The organism is Pseudomonas sp. Xaverov 259 (assembly GCF_019352915.1).
Lineage (GTDB): Bacteria > Pseudomonadota > Gammaproteobacteria > Pseudomonadales > Pseudomonadaceae > Aquipseudomonas.
The window spans coordinates 1-13,415 of record NZ_JAAAFV010000031.1 but is presented as its reverse complement, the minus strand read 5'-3'; the positions used below and the strand labels follow the sequence as shown (position 1 = coordinate 13,415).

The 13,415-nt window shown below is 63.4% G+C and carries 15 protein-coding genes; 12 read left to right on the top strand and 3 right to left on the bottom strand.

Translation table 11 applies throughout. The annotated features are described in order from the left end of the window. The first annotated feature begins 122 nt into the window (after nucleotides 1-122). The 4 genes from K0H48_RS10740 (at nucleotide 123) to K0H48_RS10725 (ending at nucleotide 2,692) form a co-directional block, all read left to right on the top strand. Complete coding sequence (locus K0H48_RS10740) at nucleotides 123-779, top strand: secretin and TonB N-terminal domain-containing protein (protein ID WP_219267438.1); 657 nt, start codon at nucleotides 123-125, stop codon at nucleotides 777-779. Next, nucleotides 776-1,321, top strand: a complete 546-nt coding sequence (locus tag K0H48_RS10735) for an RNA polymerase sigma factor (protein WP_038841783.1) — start codon at nucleotides 776-778, stop codon at nucleotides 1,319-1,321. Before K0H48_RS10740 ends, K0H48_RS10735 begins: the two co-directional genes overlap by 4 nt. 37 nt (nucleotides 1,322-1,358) lie before the next feature. Continuing rightward, a complete protein-coding gene (locus K0H48_RS10730) occupies nucleotides 1,359-2,285 on the top strand; it encodes a FecR domain-containing protein (protein ID WP_219267437.1) in 927 nt (308 codons plus the stop codon). A gap of 152 nt (nucleotides 2,286-2,437) precedes the next feature. Beyond that, the gene (locus tag K0H48_RS10725; protein WP_219267436.1) at nucleotides 2,438-2,692 is read left to right on the top strand and encodes a hypothetical protein; all 255 of its coding nucleotides are present in this window, start codon (nucleotides 2,438-2,440) and stop codon (nucleotides 2,690-2,692) included. Between the two features lie 388 nt (nucleotides 2,693-3,080). On the opposite strand, the gene K0H48_RS10720 is transcribed toward K0H48_RS10725, so the two are convergent. Together K0H48_RS10720 and gspH are read right to left on the bottom strand one after the other, a co-directional pair. After that, a complete protein-coding gene (locus K0H48_RS10720; RefSeq protein WP_219267435.1) occupies nucleotides 3,081-3,692 on the bottom strand; it encodes a prepilin-type N-terminal cleavage/methylation domain-containing protein in 612 nt (203 codons plus the stop codon). Next, nucleotides 3,689-4,141 carry a type II secretion system minor pseudopilin GspH gene (gene gspH, locus K0H48_RS10715; RefSeq protein WP_138815071.1) on the bottom strand — a complete coding sequence of 151 codons (453 nt, stop codon included), beginning with the start codon at nucleotides 4,139-4,141 and terminating at the stop codon, nucleotides 3,689-3,691. Before gspH ends, K0H48_RS10720 begins: the two co-directional genes overlap by 4 nt. Nucleotides 4,142-4,234: 93 nt before the next feature. Between gspH and K0H48_RS10710 the strand changes: the two genes are divergently transcribed. After that, entirely contained in the window at nucleotides 4,235-4,666 is a 432-nt protein-coding gene (locus tag K0H48_RS10710) for a type II secretion system protein N (protein WP_138815072.1), read from the top strand. Here the strand turns inward: K0H48_RS10710 and gspI are convergent. Beyond that, complete coding sequence (gene gspI / locus K0H48_RS10705; RefSeq protein ID WP_219267434.1) at nucleotides 4,653-5,018, bottom strand: type II secretion system minor pseudopilin GspI; 366 nt, start codon at nucleotides 5,016-5,018, stop codon at nucleotides 4,653-4,655. The genes K0H48_RS10710 and gspI overlap by 14 nt on opposite strands. A gap of 148 nt (nucleotides 5,019-5,166) precedes the next feature. On the opposite strand from gspI, the gene gspG reads away from it, so the two are divergent. The 7 genes from gspG (at nucleotide 5,167) to gspF (ending at nucleotide 13,195) form a co-directional block, all read left to right on the top strand. Further along, nucleotides 5,167-5,616 carry a type II secretion system major pseudopilin GspG gene (gene gspG / locus K0H48_RS10700; RefSeq protein ID WP_017139656.1) on the top strand — a complete coding sequence of 150 codons (450 nt, stop codon included), beginning with the start codon at nucleotides 5,167-5,169 and terminating at the stop codon, nucleotides 5,614-5,616. 8 nt (nucleotides 5,617-5,624) lie between these two features. Then, nucleotides 5,625-6,530: a type II secretion system minor pseudopilin GspK gene (gene gspK / locus K0H48_RS10695; RefSeq protein WP_219267433.1), complete on the top strand. Its 906-nt coding sequence runs from the start codon at nucleotides 5,625-5,627 to the stop codon at nucleotides 6,528-6,530. Continuing rightward, nucleotides 6,527-7,612 carry a type II secretion system protein GspL gene (gene gspL, locus K0H48_RS10690; RefSeq protein ID WP_219267432.1) on the top strand — a complete coding sequence of 362 codons (1,086 nt, stop codon included), beginning with the start codon at nucleotides 6,527-6,529 and terminating at the stop codon, nucleotides 7,610-7,612. The genes gspK and gspL overlap by 4 nt, the downstream gene beginning before the upstream one ends. After that, complete coding sequence (gspM, locus tag K0H48_RS10685) at nucleotides 7,605-8,117, top strand: type II secretion system protein GspM (protein WP_219267431.1); 513 nt, start codon at nucleotides 7,605-7,607, stop codon at nucleotides 8,115-8,117. The genes gspL and gspM overlap by 8 nt, the downstream gene beginning before the upstream one ends. Then, on the top strand, nucleotides 8,114-10,438 hold the full coding sequence (gspD, locus tag K0H48_RS10680; RefSeq protein WP_219267430.1) for a type II secretion system secretin GspD: 2,325 nt from the start codon (nucleotides 8,114-8,116) through the stop codon (nucleotides 10,436-10,438). Before gspM ends, gspD begins: the two co-directional genes overlap by 4 nt. 127 nt (nucleotides 10,439-10,565) lie before the next feature. Further along, nucleotides 10,566-11,984 carry a type II secretion system ATPase GspE gene (gspE, locus tag K0H48_RS10675; RefSeq protein WP_219267429.1) on the top strand — a complete coding sequence of 473 codons (1,419 nt, stop codon included), beginning with the start codon at nucleotides 10,566-10,568 and terminating at the stop codon, nucleotides 11,982-11,984. Beyond that, nucleotides 11,984-13,195: a type II secretion system inner membrane protein GspF gene (gspF, locus tag K0H48_RS10670; RefSeq protein ID WP_219267428.1), complete on the top strand. Its 1,212-nt coding sequence runs from the start codon at nucleotides 11,984-11,986 to the stop codon at nucleotides 13,193-13,195. Before gspE ends, gspF begins: the two co-directional genes overlap by 1 nt. The last annotated feature ends 220 nt before the right edge of the window (nucleotides 13,196-13,415 follow it).

Below are 13,415 nucleotides of genomic sequence, written 5' to 3'. Positions count from 1 at the left end.
TTTTTTTTGCTATCACCGTAACATCAGGTTCATAAACTGGCCTCAGGATGACGGTTTTCAAGGACACGTCAGCCGTGCAGCGATGCCGCGTGGAGGGTGAACAGGGAGGCTGGAAGCGCGCCATGGGTGCCCTGGTCTTGCTGTTGCTGTTGGTTGGCGTAACGCCCGCAACTGCCGCGCCACCGCTGCTGACGCTGGACCTGCCGGCGCAGGATTTGGAACACGCACTGCATGCCTACAGCCGCGCCACCGGGATGGCGGTGCTGGTCGACCGTGAGTTGACGCGGGGCCGGCGCTCCATCGCTGTACGCGGGCGGTTCACTGCGCAGGAGGCGCTGGCGCTGTTGCTGACCGGGAGTGGCCTGATGGCGCGTTATGCCCGCGATGATGCGGTTACCCTGCAAGTCCCGCCGACCCCGGCGCCTTCGCTGTGGGGAGCGTCAGCGCGCAACACCGCGCACATCAACAACAGTTACGCCGCCGCGCTGCAACAGGCGATCGAAGCCAGCCTGTGCCGTTCGCCACTGACCCGGCCCGGCAGTTTTCGGGCGTTGGTGCAGGTATGGGTCAATGCCCAGGGAATGATTGAACACAGCCGGCTGGTCAACTCCACCGGCGATGAACAACGCGATGAAGCACTGGTGCGCGGCCTTGGGGCAACCCAGGTCGAACGCCCGGCACCCAGCTCGCTGCGCCAGCCGGTGACTTTACTTTTGATGCCCGACACAACAGGAATACGCATGGAATGCACAGCAGGGACGGGAGCCACGGGCGGATGAAAAACACCGGGCACAGTGCGATGGTCAGTTTGTTTCTGGCCTCCTATGAAGACTTCAAGGTGCGCCTGCGCAAACGCCTGGGTTCCGAGGACCTGGCCAATGATGTGCTGCACGAAACCTACCTGCGGGTCGACCGCATGGACGTGCCGCCAAACCTGCAACAACCCAACGCCTACCTGTACCGCATGGCCCTGAACATCGCCGCCGACCGCCGCCAGGCCGATGCACGCTTGCTCACCGGCAGTGAGGTCGAGGAGTTGCTGCAAAGCGCCGATGAGGCCCAGGACCCTTCGCGAGTCGTGGGTGGCCAGAAGGAGATCCAGTCCCTGGTCAAGGCCCTGTATGAACTGCCGGCGCGCCGACGCAAGATCCTGATCGCTGCACGTCTGGAAGAAGCGCCGCACCTGGAAATCTCCCAGCGTTTTGGCATCTCCACGCGCATGGTCGAGAAGGAAATCAAGGCAGCCTTGGGCCACTGTGCCAAGCGTCTGGAAAGAAAAGTGATTCAGCGGTTCGGTCCCGGGGCCGGAAAACCGTCTTAGTGTCGAGTCCCTGATAAAACCGTGAGTATGTGCGCGCTTGAACATTTTCAGCTTCCCCTCCACTCGGCAATCGCCCGCTGACCCTGTGCATGATCAAGCCCGTGATTGGTTGCTGTTGCTGACCTCGGGCCGAGCCACCGTGGCCGATGCCAAAGCGTTGCAGGCCTGGATCGCGCAAAGCCCGGCGCATGCCCAGGCGTTCGAGCAGGCCAAGCTGTTGTGGCGGCAATTGGGCGCGGCCACTGAACAGTCGGCACCGTCCCGTCAGTTTGGGCGTCGTGCATTCCTTGGCGGGGCCATTGCGGCCACGGCAGCGGTGGTGATGGTGCGTGTTGGCGTGCCGGGCGGGTTTGCCGGGTTAACGGCCGACTATCGCACCGAGGTGGGTGAGCAGCGCCAGGTGGTGTTCAGCGAAGGCGTCAGCTTGGAACTCAACACACAGACGCGCATCAGCCGGGTCGGGCAGGGGCTTGAGTTGCTTGAAGGCGAAGTCGAAGTGCTCGCCCAATTGGCGCAACCGCTGAAGGTGCAGGCCGGCAAAGGATGGGTGAGTGCGGCGCAGGCGCGGTTCAATGTGCGTAACACCGACCGCAATGTGTGCGTGACCTGTATCGAGGGTTCGCTGACGGTGGAGGTTTCCGGACGCAGTGTGCGCTTGGAAAGTGGCCGGCAACTGACGTATGGCGCGGGCGGTGTGGGCGAGCCGGTTGGGGTGGATGCGCAGGCGGTAGTCGCTTGGCGTGAGCAGGTGCTGGTGTTCAATAACGCGACGTTGGCGACGGTGGTGGATGAGATCAATCGTTATCGGCCGGGAATGTTGGTGTTGCTTAATAAAGAACTGGGGCAGCGGCGGGTGCAGGCGCGGTTCAGTTTGCAGCAACTGGCGGGCGTGGCGCTGTTGATTCGTGATGCGTATGGGGCCAAGTGTACGGAGTTGCCGGGTGGGGTGGTGTTGCTCAGCTGAGATCGTTCCCGCGCTCTGTGTAGGATTTTTTCCTCGATGCCTGTAGGTGTCTTCTCGTTGTGTTTTTTCGGCCTCTTTGAACATCTGCCCAATCACACGGGCGGTGTTTATAGTCACTGCTGGGAAAAAACACGGCAGGGAGCCGATCATTCATGAATATCCGCAAAAAGCATCTTCAGGGGCAGGCAGTACAGCCAGCTTGTCTTTCACATTCGGGGCACCGCCTGCGGGTGGCGCTCAAAGCCTGCGAAATTCCTCCGACGGCGTTTGCCGAGTGGTTGCGCATCAGTCCGCAACGTTTGAACAATTGGTTTTTGCGGGGTTTGCCGGATGTGCATGTGGAGGAATTGGCGCGGCTGTTAAGTTTGAGCAAGGCGTGGCTTGAGACGGGGGAAGGGGAGCCGTAGGTTGGGCTGGAGGGGGCATATCCATTTGCTTTGTCATGGCCGCCTAGGCTCGGCATGCCCGCACTCCGGCCTGAAAGCCGACCTGAGTGATTGAATCAAGAGCCAGGTCAAGTGCAAAGCAACAGCCTATCTACCTGATGCAACGCGGTCTGAATGTGGGAGCGGGCTTGCTCGCGAATGCGGTGGGTCAGTGACAGTTGAATTGACTGACCCACCGCATTCGCGAGCAAGCCCGCTCCCACCTTTGACCGAGTGTTGGGGCGAGGACTTTTTGCTTACTTTTTGCTGGGTCGGCATTCCGGTCCCTCAAAAAGTGAGCCGCCGTCAGGGCGGAACCCTACTCAGCCGTTACCGCAGCAACGGACATGTACACCGCCCACCAGTAAAGCTAGCGCAACGGCCCCAACACCTGCCGATACCGCTCCACCCCCTGCGGCGTCTGCCTGACCAGGCTGATCTCCATGCCCAAAGGATCCTCCCGCCGATTGCCACTCAACTGCCGCCAGCCTTTGTCCGCCTCCCACACCCGCACCTGCACATCACTGATCCCACTCAACACCACCACCCCGCCTTTGGCCGCCGGCAGTGGAAAGCGATCCCGCGCAGGCGCTGCAGCACGGTACAGGCTGTCGCCCTTGAGCCACCAACGCACGCGTTGCAGCCCATCGCCGGCCACCGGTGCACTGCGAATCACCTCCAGTGTAAAACCCTTGCTGTCGGAGCTGCGCACCGTCACGGCGGCTAACCCGGCAGGTTTGGCGGTGTCGTCCTCGGTGGGGCCGGGCGCACTCAGTTCCACGCTGGCGCGCAGGCTGACATCGCGTTGCAGCTGGTTCAGCGCGCGTAACAGCGCTTCAGTCTGTTCGGTACTGGCCTGCAGGTGCTGGTCGGCGCGGGTCACGCTGTCGAGCCCGCGCCAGGCGATCAGGCTGACCACCGCCATCAGCATGATCGCCACCATCACTTCGATCAGGGTGAAGCCTTGCTGGGATTGCTTCATGGCTGCGCCACCACGCGCATCAGCCCGGCCGCATCGCGTTGCAGGCTGAGGCGGTGTTGGCCGTCGGACAGCACCACGCGCACGGGTGGGCTGATCCATTCGGCGTCGAGTACCAGCACTCGCCCGGGTTCGATCGAAACCTGCATCGGCGTGTTTTCCCAAGGGCGCGGGCGCAGTTGGCTGTCTCCCTTGAAGGTCTCGATACCTGAACCGTCCTCACTGCGGCGGTTGAAACCAAAGCCCTTGGCGTCTGCGCGCCAGGTGATGGGGCGGCCGTCCGCGCGGGCTTCGGCCTGGGCCACTTGCAGCAGTTGGCTGAGGCGTTCGGCGTCCTTGCGCAGCAGGTGCAGCGGGTCGGGCTTGATGGTCAGGCTGATGGCGGCACTGGCAATGCCGATGATCACCAGCACCACCATCAACTCGATCAGGGTAAAGCCTTGCTGTTTCATCGCCCGACTCCTGAACAACTGGTGAGCTTGTGAAATAAAAACGTGCGAATTTGCCTGTAGGCTAAAGGCACGCACAGACAGGAGGTCCCGCTCATGGCATTCGCTCTTCGTGTTTCGCCCGCCCACGGTGTGCAGGCGCTGGCCTTGTTGGCGGCTTTGGCCGGGGTGGCGGTGTGGACGCCGTTGCTGCTGACGTCCGCCGAGTCCCACACGCCCCAGGCTGCGCCCCAGACGCTGGCGGCGCGCAGTGACAACCCGGCGTTGCAGTGGTTTGCCACTGCGCCCTCGGCGTTGCAGGTCAAGGTTTCCGGCGTGCTCGCCGGCGCCCGTGGCGCGGTGGCGATCCTCAGCCTTAACGATGGGCCGCCGCGCAGCTTCCTGCTTGGCGAGCGTTTGAGCCCCGGTGTGCGGCTGACCGCGATAGAAGGCGATGGTGTGGAGATCGAGCGCGGCGGCGAGAAGCTACGCGTCAACCTCGACAAGTTGCCGGACGCGCCTGCGTTGCCGTCACTCACTCGGCCATGACCTGGGTCGCCAGGCGCGCCAACGGCGGCGCTTCGCGGCTGGCATCGAGCACCAGCAGGCTGACCTGAAACAGGCGGCCCTCGGCGTTGATGGTCTGCTCACAGCGTAGTTTGAGTCGACCCTGGTCGCAGTCGAAGGTCTTTTTGCCGCTGCGTAGCGGCCCGCCCAACCGCAGCTCCGCCAACCGGCTTTGCCCGGCCAGCAACGCGATGGATTTGTCACGCAGCAGGCCGTTGCTCTGGGTCATCAACCCGGCCACGCGCACAGCCGCCGCCATGGCCACAGCAATGATCGCCAGCGCCACCAGCACTTCAATCAGGGTAAAGCCTTGCTCCTTGCGGCGGCTGTACATGGCGCTCTCAAAGCCGGGAAACAGGCCCGCAGACTAGCGCCGGCAGTTGACCGATTAGCGACCAAACCTCCCGAGGATTTTCAATACGACTGACATGTGTTCTTGCAACACTGCGCCACGAAATGCACCCAAGCCAAGGAATGTCGAGATGGAAATCGCGCCCCTAACGTCCCCATTGCCAGGCCCGCGCGGCCAACGTGGCTTCACCTTGATCGAGATCATGGTGGTGGTGGTCATCCTCGGGATTCTGGCGGCGATGGTGGTGCCCAAAGTGCTCGATCGCCCGGACCAGGCACGGGCCACGGCGGCCAAGCAGGATATCGGCGGGCTGATGCAGGCGTTGAAACTCTATCGCCTCGACCACGGCAGCTACCCGAGCATGAACCAGGGTTTGAAAGTGCTGGTAGAACGCCCGGCCGACGCCAAGAACAGCAACTGGCGCGCCTACCTGGAGCGCCTGCCCAACGACCCGTGGGGCAACCCTTATCACTACCTCAACCCAGGCGCCAATGGTGAGGTCGATGTGTTCTCCCTGGGCGCCGACGGCAAACCGGATGGCGACGGCGTGAATGCCGATATCGGCTCCTGGCAGTTGTAAGGCCCACCATGAACAGGCATTCGCCCGCAGTGGCGAAGCAGCGCGGCATGGCGATTATCAGCGCCCTGCTGATCGCGGCGGTGGTGGCGGTGATTGCCGGCGCCATGCTCACGCGCCAGACCGTCTTCACCCGTAGCCTTGAGGCCGAGCAGCAGCGCGTGCAGGGCCAATGGCTGTTGCTGGGCGCGCTGGAACACAGCCGCCTGTTGCTGTGGGACGCGCGTAAAAAGGACGTGCTGACCCGCCTCGATCAGCCATGGGCACGCGCCCAGGGCGGTGTGTTCGAAGGGCGGTTGGAGGATGAACAGGGCAAGTTCAACTTGCGCAACCTGGTCAATCGCCAGCAACCCGATGACGAACAATTGCAGCACTTCGAGCGCTTATGCCAGTTGATCGGTGTCGACCCGGCCGTGAGCCGTCGCATCAGCCAGCGGGTGATCGCCTCCTATGACCAGCGCGTTGTGCACAAAGGCGCGCCGGATGAGCGACTGCCGGCCAAATACCCGATGTTACGCAGCCTCGATGACCTCAGCGCTATTGATGGCGTCGACCCGAAAATGCTGCGGCGCCTGCACGCGTTTGTCAGCGTGCTGCCCGGCAATACCTGGGTCAACGGCAATACCGCCAGCGCCGAAGTGCTTAGCGCGGTGGTGCCGCTGCTCAGCCTGTCCCAGGCCCAGGCGCTGGTGGTCGAGCGCGACAGCGGGCGCTGGTTTATCAACCGTGGCGACTTTGTCAACCGCCTGCGCATGCCCCAAGTGGCGATGGATTCGGTGCAGGTGGGCATCACCAGTGAATGGTTCCGCTTGCAGGGCCAGGCCCGTCACGAGCAACGCCGGGTGACGATCGAGGCGTTGTTGCACCGCCCCGAAGACCGCCAGCCGCAGGTGATCTGGTCACGGGTGGGCGTATGAAACGTTTGCGTATCGGCTTGCCGCCACTCGATCAATTGACGCTCGACAGCCCCGTGAACTTTGCCTGGCTGGACCGTGGCCTGGTCATCGCCGAAGGCCGCGACAGCCTGAAGCAGTTGGGCCAACACCGCCAGGCAGTGGATTGCTTCCTGCACCCGCGTGACAGCCTGCTGACCAGCCTGGAGTTGCCGCCACTGCCGGCGGCAAAAACCGCGGCGGCCGTGGCCTGTGCGGCGCAGGCGCTGATCCTTGGGCCAATCGATCAGATGCAAGTAGCCCACGGCCCGCGTGACAGCGACGGCCTTGTGCAGGTGGCCTGGGTGCCCAAGGCCGGGCTGGCACAACTGGGCCAGGTATTGGCGCAGCTGCCGCTCAAGCTGCGCGGCCTGTACCCGGCGCCGTATGCCTTGCCGGTAGCCACGGCGGCGCTGGACGACGGGTACTTGCTCACGCGCGATAGCCTCCACCAGGGCAACGTGCATCCGCTGGGGCAGCACGCTCTGGATCAAAACCTTGATGTGCGGTTGGTCGAGACCGCCCACCGCTGGAGCGGCGCAGTACCCGCCTGGGGCTTGCAGGGGCACCTCAATCAGCGCGCGTCCGGCGGCTGGGGCAGGGCGCTGGCCTGTACGGCGCTGGCCGTCTTCATCTGGACCGTCGGCCTGAACCTGTACGCCGCCCGCCAGGCTGAAGAAGGCCAGCGGCTGAAGGCACGGATGAGCCAACAGGTGCGCCAGGCCTTTCCCGAACTGCCGGTGATCCTCAACCCTCTGCAGCAGGTGCGCCAACAGTTGGCAGCGCGGCAGAGCGGCGCGGTGACGGATCCGGGCCAACGCTTTACCAGCCTGCTGCAACTGGCGGGCAGCCACTTGCCGTTTATGGTCGGCAGTGTCGACAGCCTGAGCTTTGAGCAGGGTCGTTTGCACCTGGGCCTGTTGGCGGACAGCCATAGCCCGACGGCGCAAGGCGACTGGCAGGCGGCACTGGCCGAAGCCGGTTTTGCCGCGACCCGTGATGAGCAAGGTTGGACCTTGGGGCCGGCAGACAACACCGCTACCCCGGAGGAGGACGACGATGAATAAGTGGCAGCAGGTGCGCAGCCAATTCCATGGGTTCTGGGCTGGCCTGGCGGTGCGTGAAAAACGCATGTTGGCCGGTGCCGGGCTGGTGCTGGCGAGCCTGTTGACCTGGCTGGTGCTGGTTCAGCCGGCGCTTAAAAAAATCGACTATTGGCAGGCGGAAACCCCGAAGTTGCGCTCACAGGCCGAAGCCTTGCAGGTGCTGTTGCAGGGCGTCGCGGCGCCGCGTCAGGCGGATGACAGTGCGCTGCGCCAAGCCCTCGATGGCGCCGGCCTGCAAGGCCATTACCAATTGCAGGCGCTGGCCCCCGGCGGCTGGCAGCTGACCTTGGAGAATGCCCCGGCTGACCGTGTGGTGGACTGGCTGCTGGGCAACCCCCGTTCGTTTTCTTTGGAAGTGTCCGAGGCGCGCTTGCAACGCGCCCAGGACGCTGTCGACAACTCGGCCGGCACTGTGTCCGGGACCGTTCGCATGGATCAGGCGCTTGGCGCTAAGGAAGCTTCATGAAGTGGTCAGTCCCCAACTCCGCGCCTTTTCGCAAGGTCGCGCCGCTGCTATTGCTGGCCCTGAGCGCGTGCAGTAACCCGCAGTCACCCAAGCCTTTGCTGGTGGACAGTGAGCTGGGCCAGCCATTGGCCGACACGCGGCGCAGCGGCGAAACCGTGTTGGACCGCCAGCGCGAACCCGCGCCGGCCCCGCGCGTGCAGCACCCGCTGACCAACAGCGCCCGTGGCCATGCCCCGGCGGTGCTCAAGGCGCGCAACCCGCTGGGCGACCAGCCGGTACAGCTGAACTTTGTGGATGCCGATATCCAGGCGGTGGTGCGTGCCTTGTCCCGCGCCACCGGCCAGCAATTTCTGGTGGACCCGCGTGTAAAAGGCAACCTCACCTTGGTCAGCGAAGGCCAGGTGCCGGCGCATCAGGCCTACGAGATGCTGCTGGCGGCGCTGCGCATGCAGGGTTTCAGCGTGGTGGATGTGGGCGGCGTCGCCCAGGTAGTGCCGGAGGCCGATGCCAAGCTGCTCGGCGGGCCGATCTACAGCGCCGGCAGCAGCGGCATGCAGACGCGGACCTTTCGGCTGCAATATGAAAATGCGGTCAACCTGATCCCGGTGCTGCGTCCGATTGTGTCGCCGAACAACCCGATCAACGCCTACCCCGGCAACAACAGCATCGTCATCACTGACTATGCCGAAAACCTGGCGCGGGTGGCGCAGATTATCGACGGCATCGACACGCCCAGCGCCATCGACACCGATGTGGTGAAGATCCAGAACGGCATTGCCGTCGACATCGCGGCCATGGTCGCTGAATTGCTGGACACCCAGGGTGCCGACCAGACGCAAAAGATCAATGTGGTGGGCGACCCGCGTTCCAACTCGATCATCATTCGTTCCGGCAGCCCCGAGCGCACGGAGCTGGCGCGCAATCTGATCTACAAACTCGACAACGCCCAGAGCAACCCGAGCAATATGCACGTGGTGTACCTGCGCAACGCCCAGGCGGGCAAGCTGGCGCAGTCGCTGCGCGGGCTGTTGACCGGCGAGAGCGAGTCCGGGGTCAGCGATGAGGCGCGTGGCAAGCTCAGCTCCATGGGCGGCGGCTCCCAGAACAGCCAGGGCAGCAATTCTCAGAACAGCAGCGGCGCGCCCACTGGCAGTGGTGTGCAACCGTCCGGCTACGGCCCGTCGAACAATTCGGGCAGCGGCGCCAACAGCAGCACGCCGAGCGATCAGAACACCGCATTCAGCGCCGGCGGTGTGACGATCCAGGCGGACGCTACCACCAACACCCTGTTGATCTCTGCGCCCGACCCGCTGTACCGCAACCTGCGCGAAGTCATCGACATGCTCGACCAGCGCCGCGCCCAGGTGGTGATCGAAAGCCTGATCGTTGAAGTCAGCGAAGACGATGCCAGTGAGTTCGGCGTGCAATGGCAGGCCGGCAACCTCGGTGGCAAGGGCGGTTTTGGCGGCGTCAACCTGGGCGGCAGTGGATTGGTGACGACCGGCAAGACCAGCATTGATGTGTTGCCCAAGGGCCTGAATATCGGCTTGGTCAACGGCAGTGTGGATATTCCGGGCATCGGCAAGGTACTCGACCTCAAGGTGCTGGCCCGCGCCCTCAAGAGCAAGGGTGGCACCAATGTGCTGTCCACGCCGAACCTGCTGACCCTGGACAACGAAGCGGCGAGCATTTTTGTCGGGCAGACCATTCCGTTTGTCACCGGCAGTTATGTCACCGGTGGCGGCGGCACCAGCAACAATCCGTTCCAGACCGTGCAGCGTGAAGAGGTGGGGCTCAAGTTGAACGTGCGGCCGCAGATTTCCGAGGGCGGCACGGTGAAGCTGGATATTTACCAGGAGGTCAGCAGCCTCGATACGCGCGCCTCGGTGAGCGCGGGTACGGTGACCCAGAAGCGCGCGATTGATACCAGTATTCTGCTGGATGACGGGCAGATCATGGTGCTCGGTGGGTTGCTGCAAGATGGCTACAGCCAAAGCAATGACGCGGTGCCGTGGCTGGCGGATATCCCCGGGTTGGGGGCGCTGTTTCGCAATGAAAAGCGCAGCGTCACCAAGACCAACCTGATGGTGTTTTTACGGCCCTACATTATTCGCGACAGTGGCGCGGGGCGCAGTATCACTTTGAACCGCTATGAATTCATGCGCCGTGCCCAGGGCGGGTTGCAGCCGGAGCACAGTTGGGCGCTGCCGGACGTACAGGCGCCGCAGTTGCCTTCGGTGGAGAAGGCCATTCCCGGGGCGCAACAGCAGGGGCCACGGGCGGTGATTCGGGCGGTGCCGGTTTCGCAGGTGCGGCCGTGATCTACCTGAAGTATGAGGATCAAACTGTGGGAGCTGGCTTGCCTGCGATAGCGGTGGGTCTGTTGAACATTTTTCAGCTGAAAGTCCGCTATCGCAGGCAAGCCAGCTCCCACATGTACGGTGGTGTATGAGTTTGCTCCCCTACGTCTGGGCCAAATCCCAGCGCATCCTCCTGCGCCCAAGCGATACGGGCATGTTGCTGACGGTCTGCCCCTCAACCCCCGGCTGGTCGATCAGCGAAGTTCAGCGCCAGTTTGGCCAATCACGCCTGGAGCACGTACGCGACGACGAACTCGACGGCCTGCTCACCAGTGCCTATGCCGACACCGGCAGTGCGGCGGCGGTGGTCGGCGCGGCTGAAAACGAAGTAGACCTCGACCGCCTGATGCAGGACATGCCCGAAATCACCGACCTGCTCGACACCCAGGACGGCGCGCCGGTGATCCGCATGATCAATGCCTTGCTCACCCAGGCTGCGCGCGATGAAGCCAGCGACATTCACATCGAACCCTACGAAACCCACTCCGTGGTGCGTTATCGCGTCGATGGCACCTTGCGTGATGTAGTGTCGCCGCGCAAAGCGCTGCATGGCGCGCTGGTGTCGCGGATCAAGATCATGGCCCAACTCGACATCGCCGAAAAACGCTTGCCCCAGGACGGTCGTATTGCCCTGCGCGTGGCGGGTCGGCCGATTGATATTCGTGTGTCCACCGTGCCGACCGGGCATGGCGAAAGGGTGGTGATGCGCCTGCTGGACAAACAGGCCGGGCGCTTGCAACTGGAAACCCTGGGCATGGAGCCGCAGCTGCTGGCGCGCCTGGATACCTTGATCCGCCAACCCCACGGCATCGTGCTGGTCACCGGGCCCACCGGCAGCGGCAAGACCACCAGTCTCTACGCCGCCCTGGCGCGGCTGGATGCGAGCACCAGCAATATCCTGACGGTGGAAGACCCGGTGGAATACGACTTGCCCGGCATCAGCCAGATCCAGGTCAACGCCAAGATCGACATGACCTTCGGCCTGGCACTGCGGGCGATTCTGCGCCAGGACCCGGACATCATCATGATCGGTGAAATCCGCGACCTGGAGACCGCGCAAATCGCTGTGCAAGCTTCGTTGACCGGGCACTTGGTGCTGGCCACCTTGCACACCAACGACGCGGTGTCGGCGGTCAACCGCTTGATCGACATGGGCGTCGAACCGTTCCTGCTGGCCTCGTCACTCTTGGGCGTATTGGCCCAGCGCCTGGTGCGACGCCTGTGCCCGCACTGCAAGCAGCAAGACCCGGCGGCGCCCGGCACCTGGCGGCCGGTGGGATGTGCGCAGTGCAACCAGATCGGTTACAGCGGGCGTACCGGTATCCATGAATTGTTCTGCGTCGATGACGCTGTGCGCGGCCTGATCCACCAAGGCGCGGGCGAGCAGGATTTGCGCCTGGCTGCACGTCGCGCCGGCATGTTCAGCATGCGCGAGGATGGCGAGCGCTGGGTACGCAGCGGCGCCACCGCACCCGAAGAAATCCTGCGCGTGACACGGGACGCCTGATGAATCGTTATCGCTATGAGGCCGCCGACGCCAGCGGCAAAATCGAAGCCGGGCATGTGGAAGCCGACAGCCAGAGCGCGGCGTTTGCCAACTTGCGCAGCCGTGGCTTGACCGCGTTATTGGTGCAGATTGAGGGCAATCAAGCGGTGGCCGGCGGCGCCAGTATCTTCACGCCCAAACTCTCGGATAACGACCTGGCCTGGGCCACGCGGCAACTGGCGAGCTTGCTGGGCGCCAGCCTGCCGTTGGAGGCGGCGCTGAGTGCCACGGTGGAGCAAGCCGAGAAAAAACACATCGCCCAGACCCTCGCGGCCGTGCGTGGCGATGTGCGTGGCGGCATGCGTCTGGCCGATGCCCTGGCGGCGCGGCCACGGGATTTTCCGTCGATCTACCGTGCCTTGATTGCGGCGGGGGAGGAGTCCGGCGACCTGGCCCAGGTGATGGAACGCCTGGCCGATTACATCGAGGAGCGTAACAACCTGCGCGGCAAGATCATGACGGCGTTCATCTACCCCGGCGTGGTCGGGTTGGTGTCCATCGGCATTGTGATTTTCCTCTTGAGCTATGTGGTGCCGCAGGTGGTCAGCGCGTTTTCCCAGGCGCGCCAGGACCTGCCGGGGCTGACCCTGGCGATGCTCAATGCCAGTGACTTTATCCGCGCCTGGGGCTGGTTGTGTTTTGCTGCGATTGTCGGTGGGTTTTGGGGCTGGCGCCTGTACCTGCGCAACCCGCTGGCACGCTTGAACTGGCATAGCCGGGTGCTGCGCTTGCCGCTGATCGGGCGCTTTGTGTTGGGGCTCAATACTGCGCGGTTTGCCTCGACCCTGGCGATTCTCGGTGGCGCTGGCGTGCCGTTGCTGCGGGCATTGGAGGCGGCGCGCCAGACCTTGTCCAATGACCGCCTCAGCCAGTGTGTCAACGATGCCACGGCCAAGGTTCGCGAGGGCGTTAACCTGGCGCCTGCTCTGGCGGTGGAAAAGGTCTTCCCGCCGGTGCTGATTCACCTGATTGCCAGCGGCGAAAAAACCGGCTCGCTGCCGCCGATGCTTGAGCGTGCGGCGCAAACTTTGTCCCGCGATATCGAACGCCGGGCGATGGGCATGACGGCGTTGCTGGAGCCGCTGATGATCGTGGTGATGGGGGCGGTGGTGCTGGTGATTGTGATGGCGGTGTTGTTGCCGATCATAGAGATCAACCAGCTGGTGACCTGATTGCACTTGGTCACCTGTTGCAGCTGGCTTGTTTGCGATGGCGGTTTGTCGGGGTGTATATCCGTTATTTGGGTGATGGCTGAGTAGGGTTCCGCTCTTACAGCGGGTCACTTTTGTAAAGACACAAAAGTAACCAAAAAGTCTCACGGGTATGACTCACCCACATGGGTTACAAATCAGTTCACGCACATAGGTAACAGTTTTTAACTGGCAGGGTCGA

Excerpts from the sequence above, each read along its gene's own strand:
- K0H48_RS10740 (WP_219267438.1), top strand. The coding sequence starts at position 123 with ATGGGTGCCCTGGTCTTGCTGTTGCTGTTGGTTGGCGTAACGCCCGCA.
- K0H48_RS10735 (WP_038841783.1), top strand. The coding sequence starts at position 776 with ATGAAAAACACCGGGCACAGTGCGATGGTCAGTTTGTTTCTGGCCTCC.
- K0H48_RS10725 (WP_219267436.1), top strand. The coding sequence starts at position 2,438 with ATGAATATCCGCAAAAAGCATCTTCAGGGGCAGGCAGTACAGCCAGCT.
- K0H48_RS10720 (WP_219267435.1), bottom strand. The coding sequence starts at position 3,692 with ATGAAGCAATCCCAGCAAGGCTTCACCCTGATCGAAGTGATGGTGGCG.
- gspH (WP_138815071.1), bottom strand. The coding sequence starts at position 4,141 with ATGAAACAGCAAGGCTTTACCCTGATCGAGTTGATGGTGGTGCTGGTG.
- K0H48_RS10710 (WP_138815072.1), top strand. The coding sequence starts at position 4,235 with ATGGCATTCGCTCTTCGTGTTTCGCCCGCCCACGGTGTGCAGGCGCTG.
- gspI (WP_219267434.1), bottom strand. The coding sequence starts at position 5,018 with ATGTACAGCCGCCGCAAGGAGCAAGGCTTTACCCTGATTGAAGTGCTG.
- gspG (WP_017139656.1), top strand. The coding sequence starts at position 5,167 with ATGGAAATCGCGCCCCTAACGTCCCCATTGCCAGGCCCGCGCGGCCAA.
- gspK (WP_219267433.1), top strand. The coding sequence starts at position 5,625 with ATGAACAGGCATTCGCCCGCAGTGGCGAAGCAGCGCGGCATGGCGATT.
- gspL (WP_219267432.1), top strand. The coding sequence starts at position 6,527 with ATGAAACGTTTGCGTATCGGCTTGCCGCCACTCGATCAATTGACGCTC.
- gspM (WP_219267431.1), top strand. The coding sequence starts at position 7,605 with ATGAATAAGTGGCAGCAGGTGCGCAGCCAATTCCATGGGTTCTGGGCT.
- gspD (WP_219267430.1), top strand. The coding sequence starts at position 8,114 with ATGAAGTGGTCAGTCCCCAACTCCGCGCCTTTTCGCAAGGTCGCGCCG.
- gspE (WP_219267429.1), top strand. The coding sequence starts at position 10,566 with ATGAGTTTGCTCCCCTACGTCTGGGCCAAATCCCAGCGCATCCTCCTG.
- gspF (WP_219267428.1), top strand. The coding sequence starts at position 11,984 with ATGAATCGTTATCGCTATGAGGCCGCCGACGCCAGCGGCAAAATCGAA.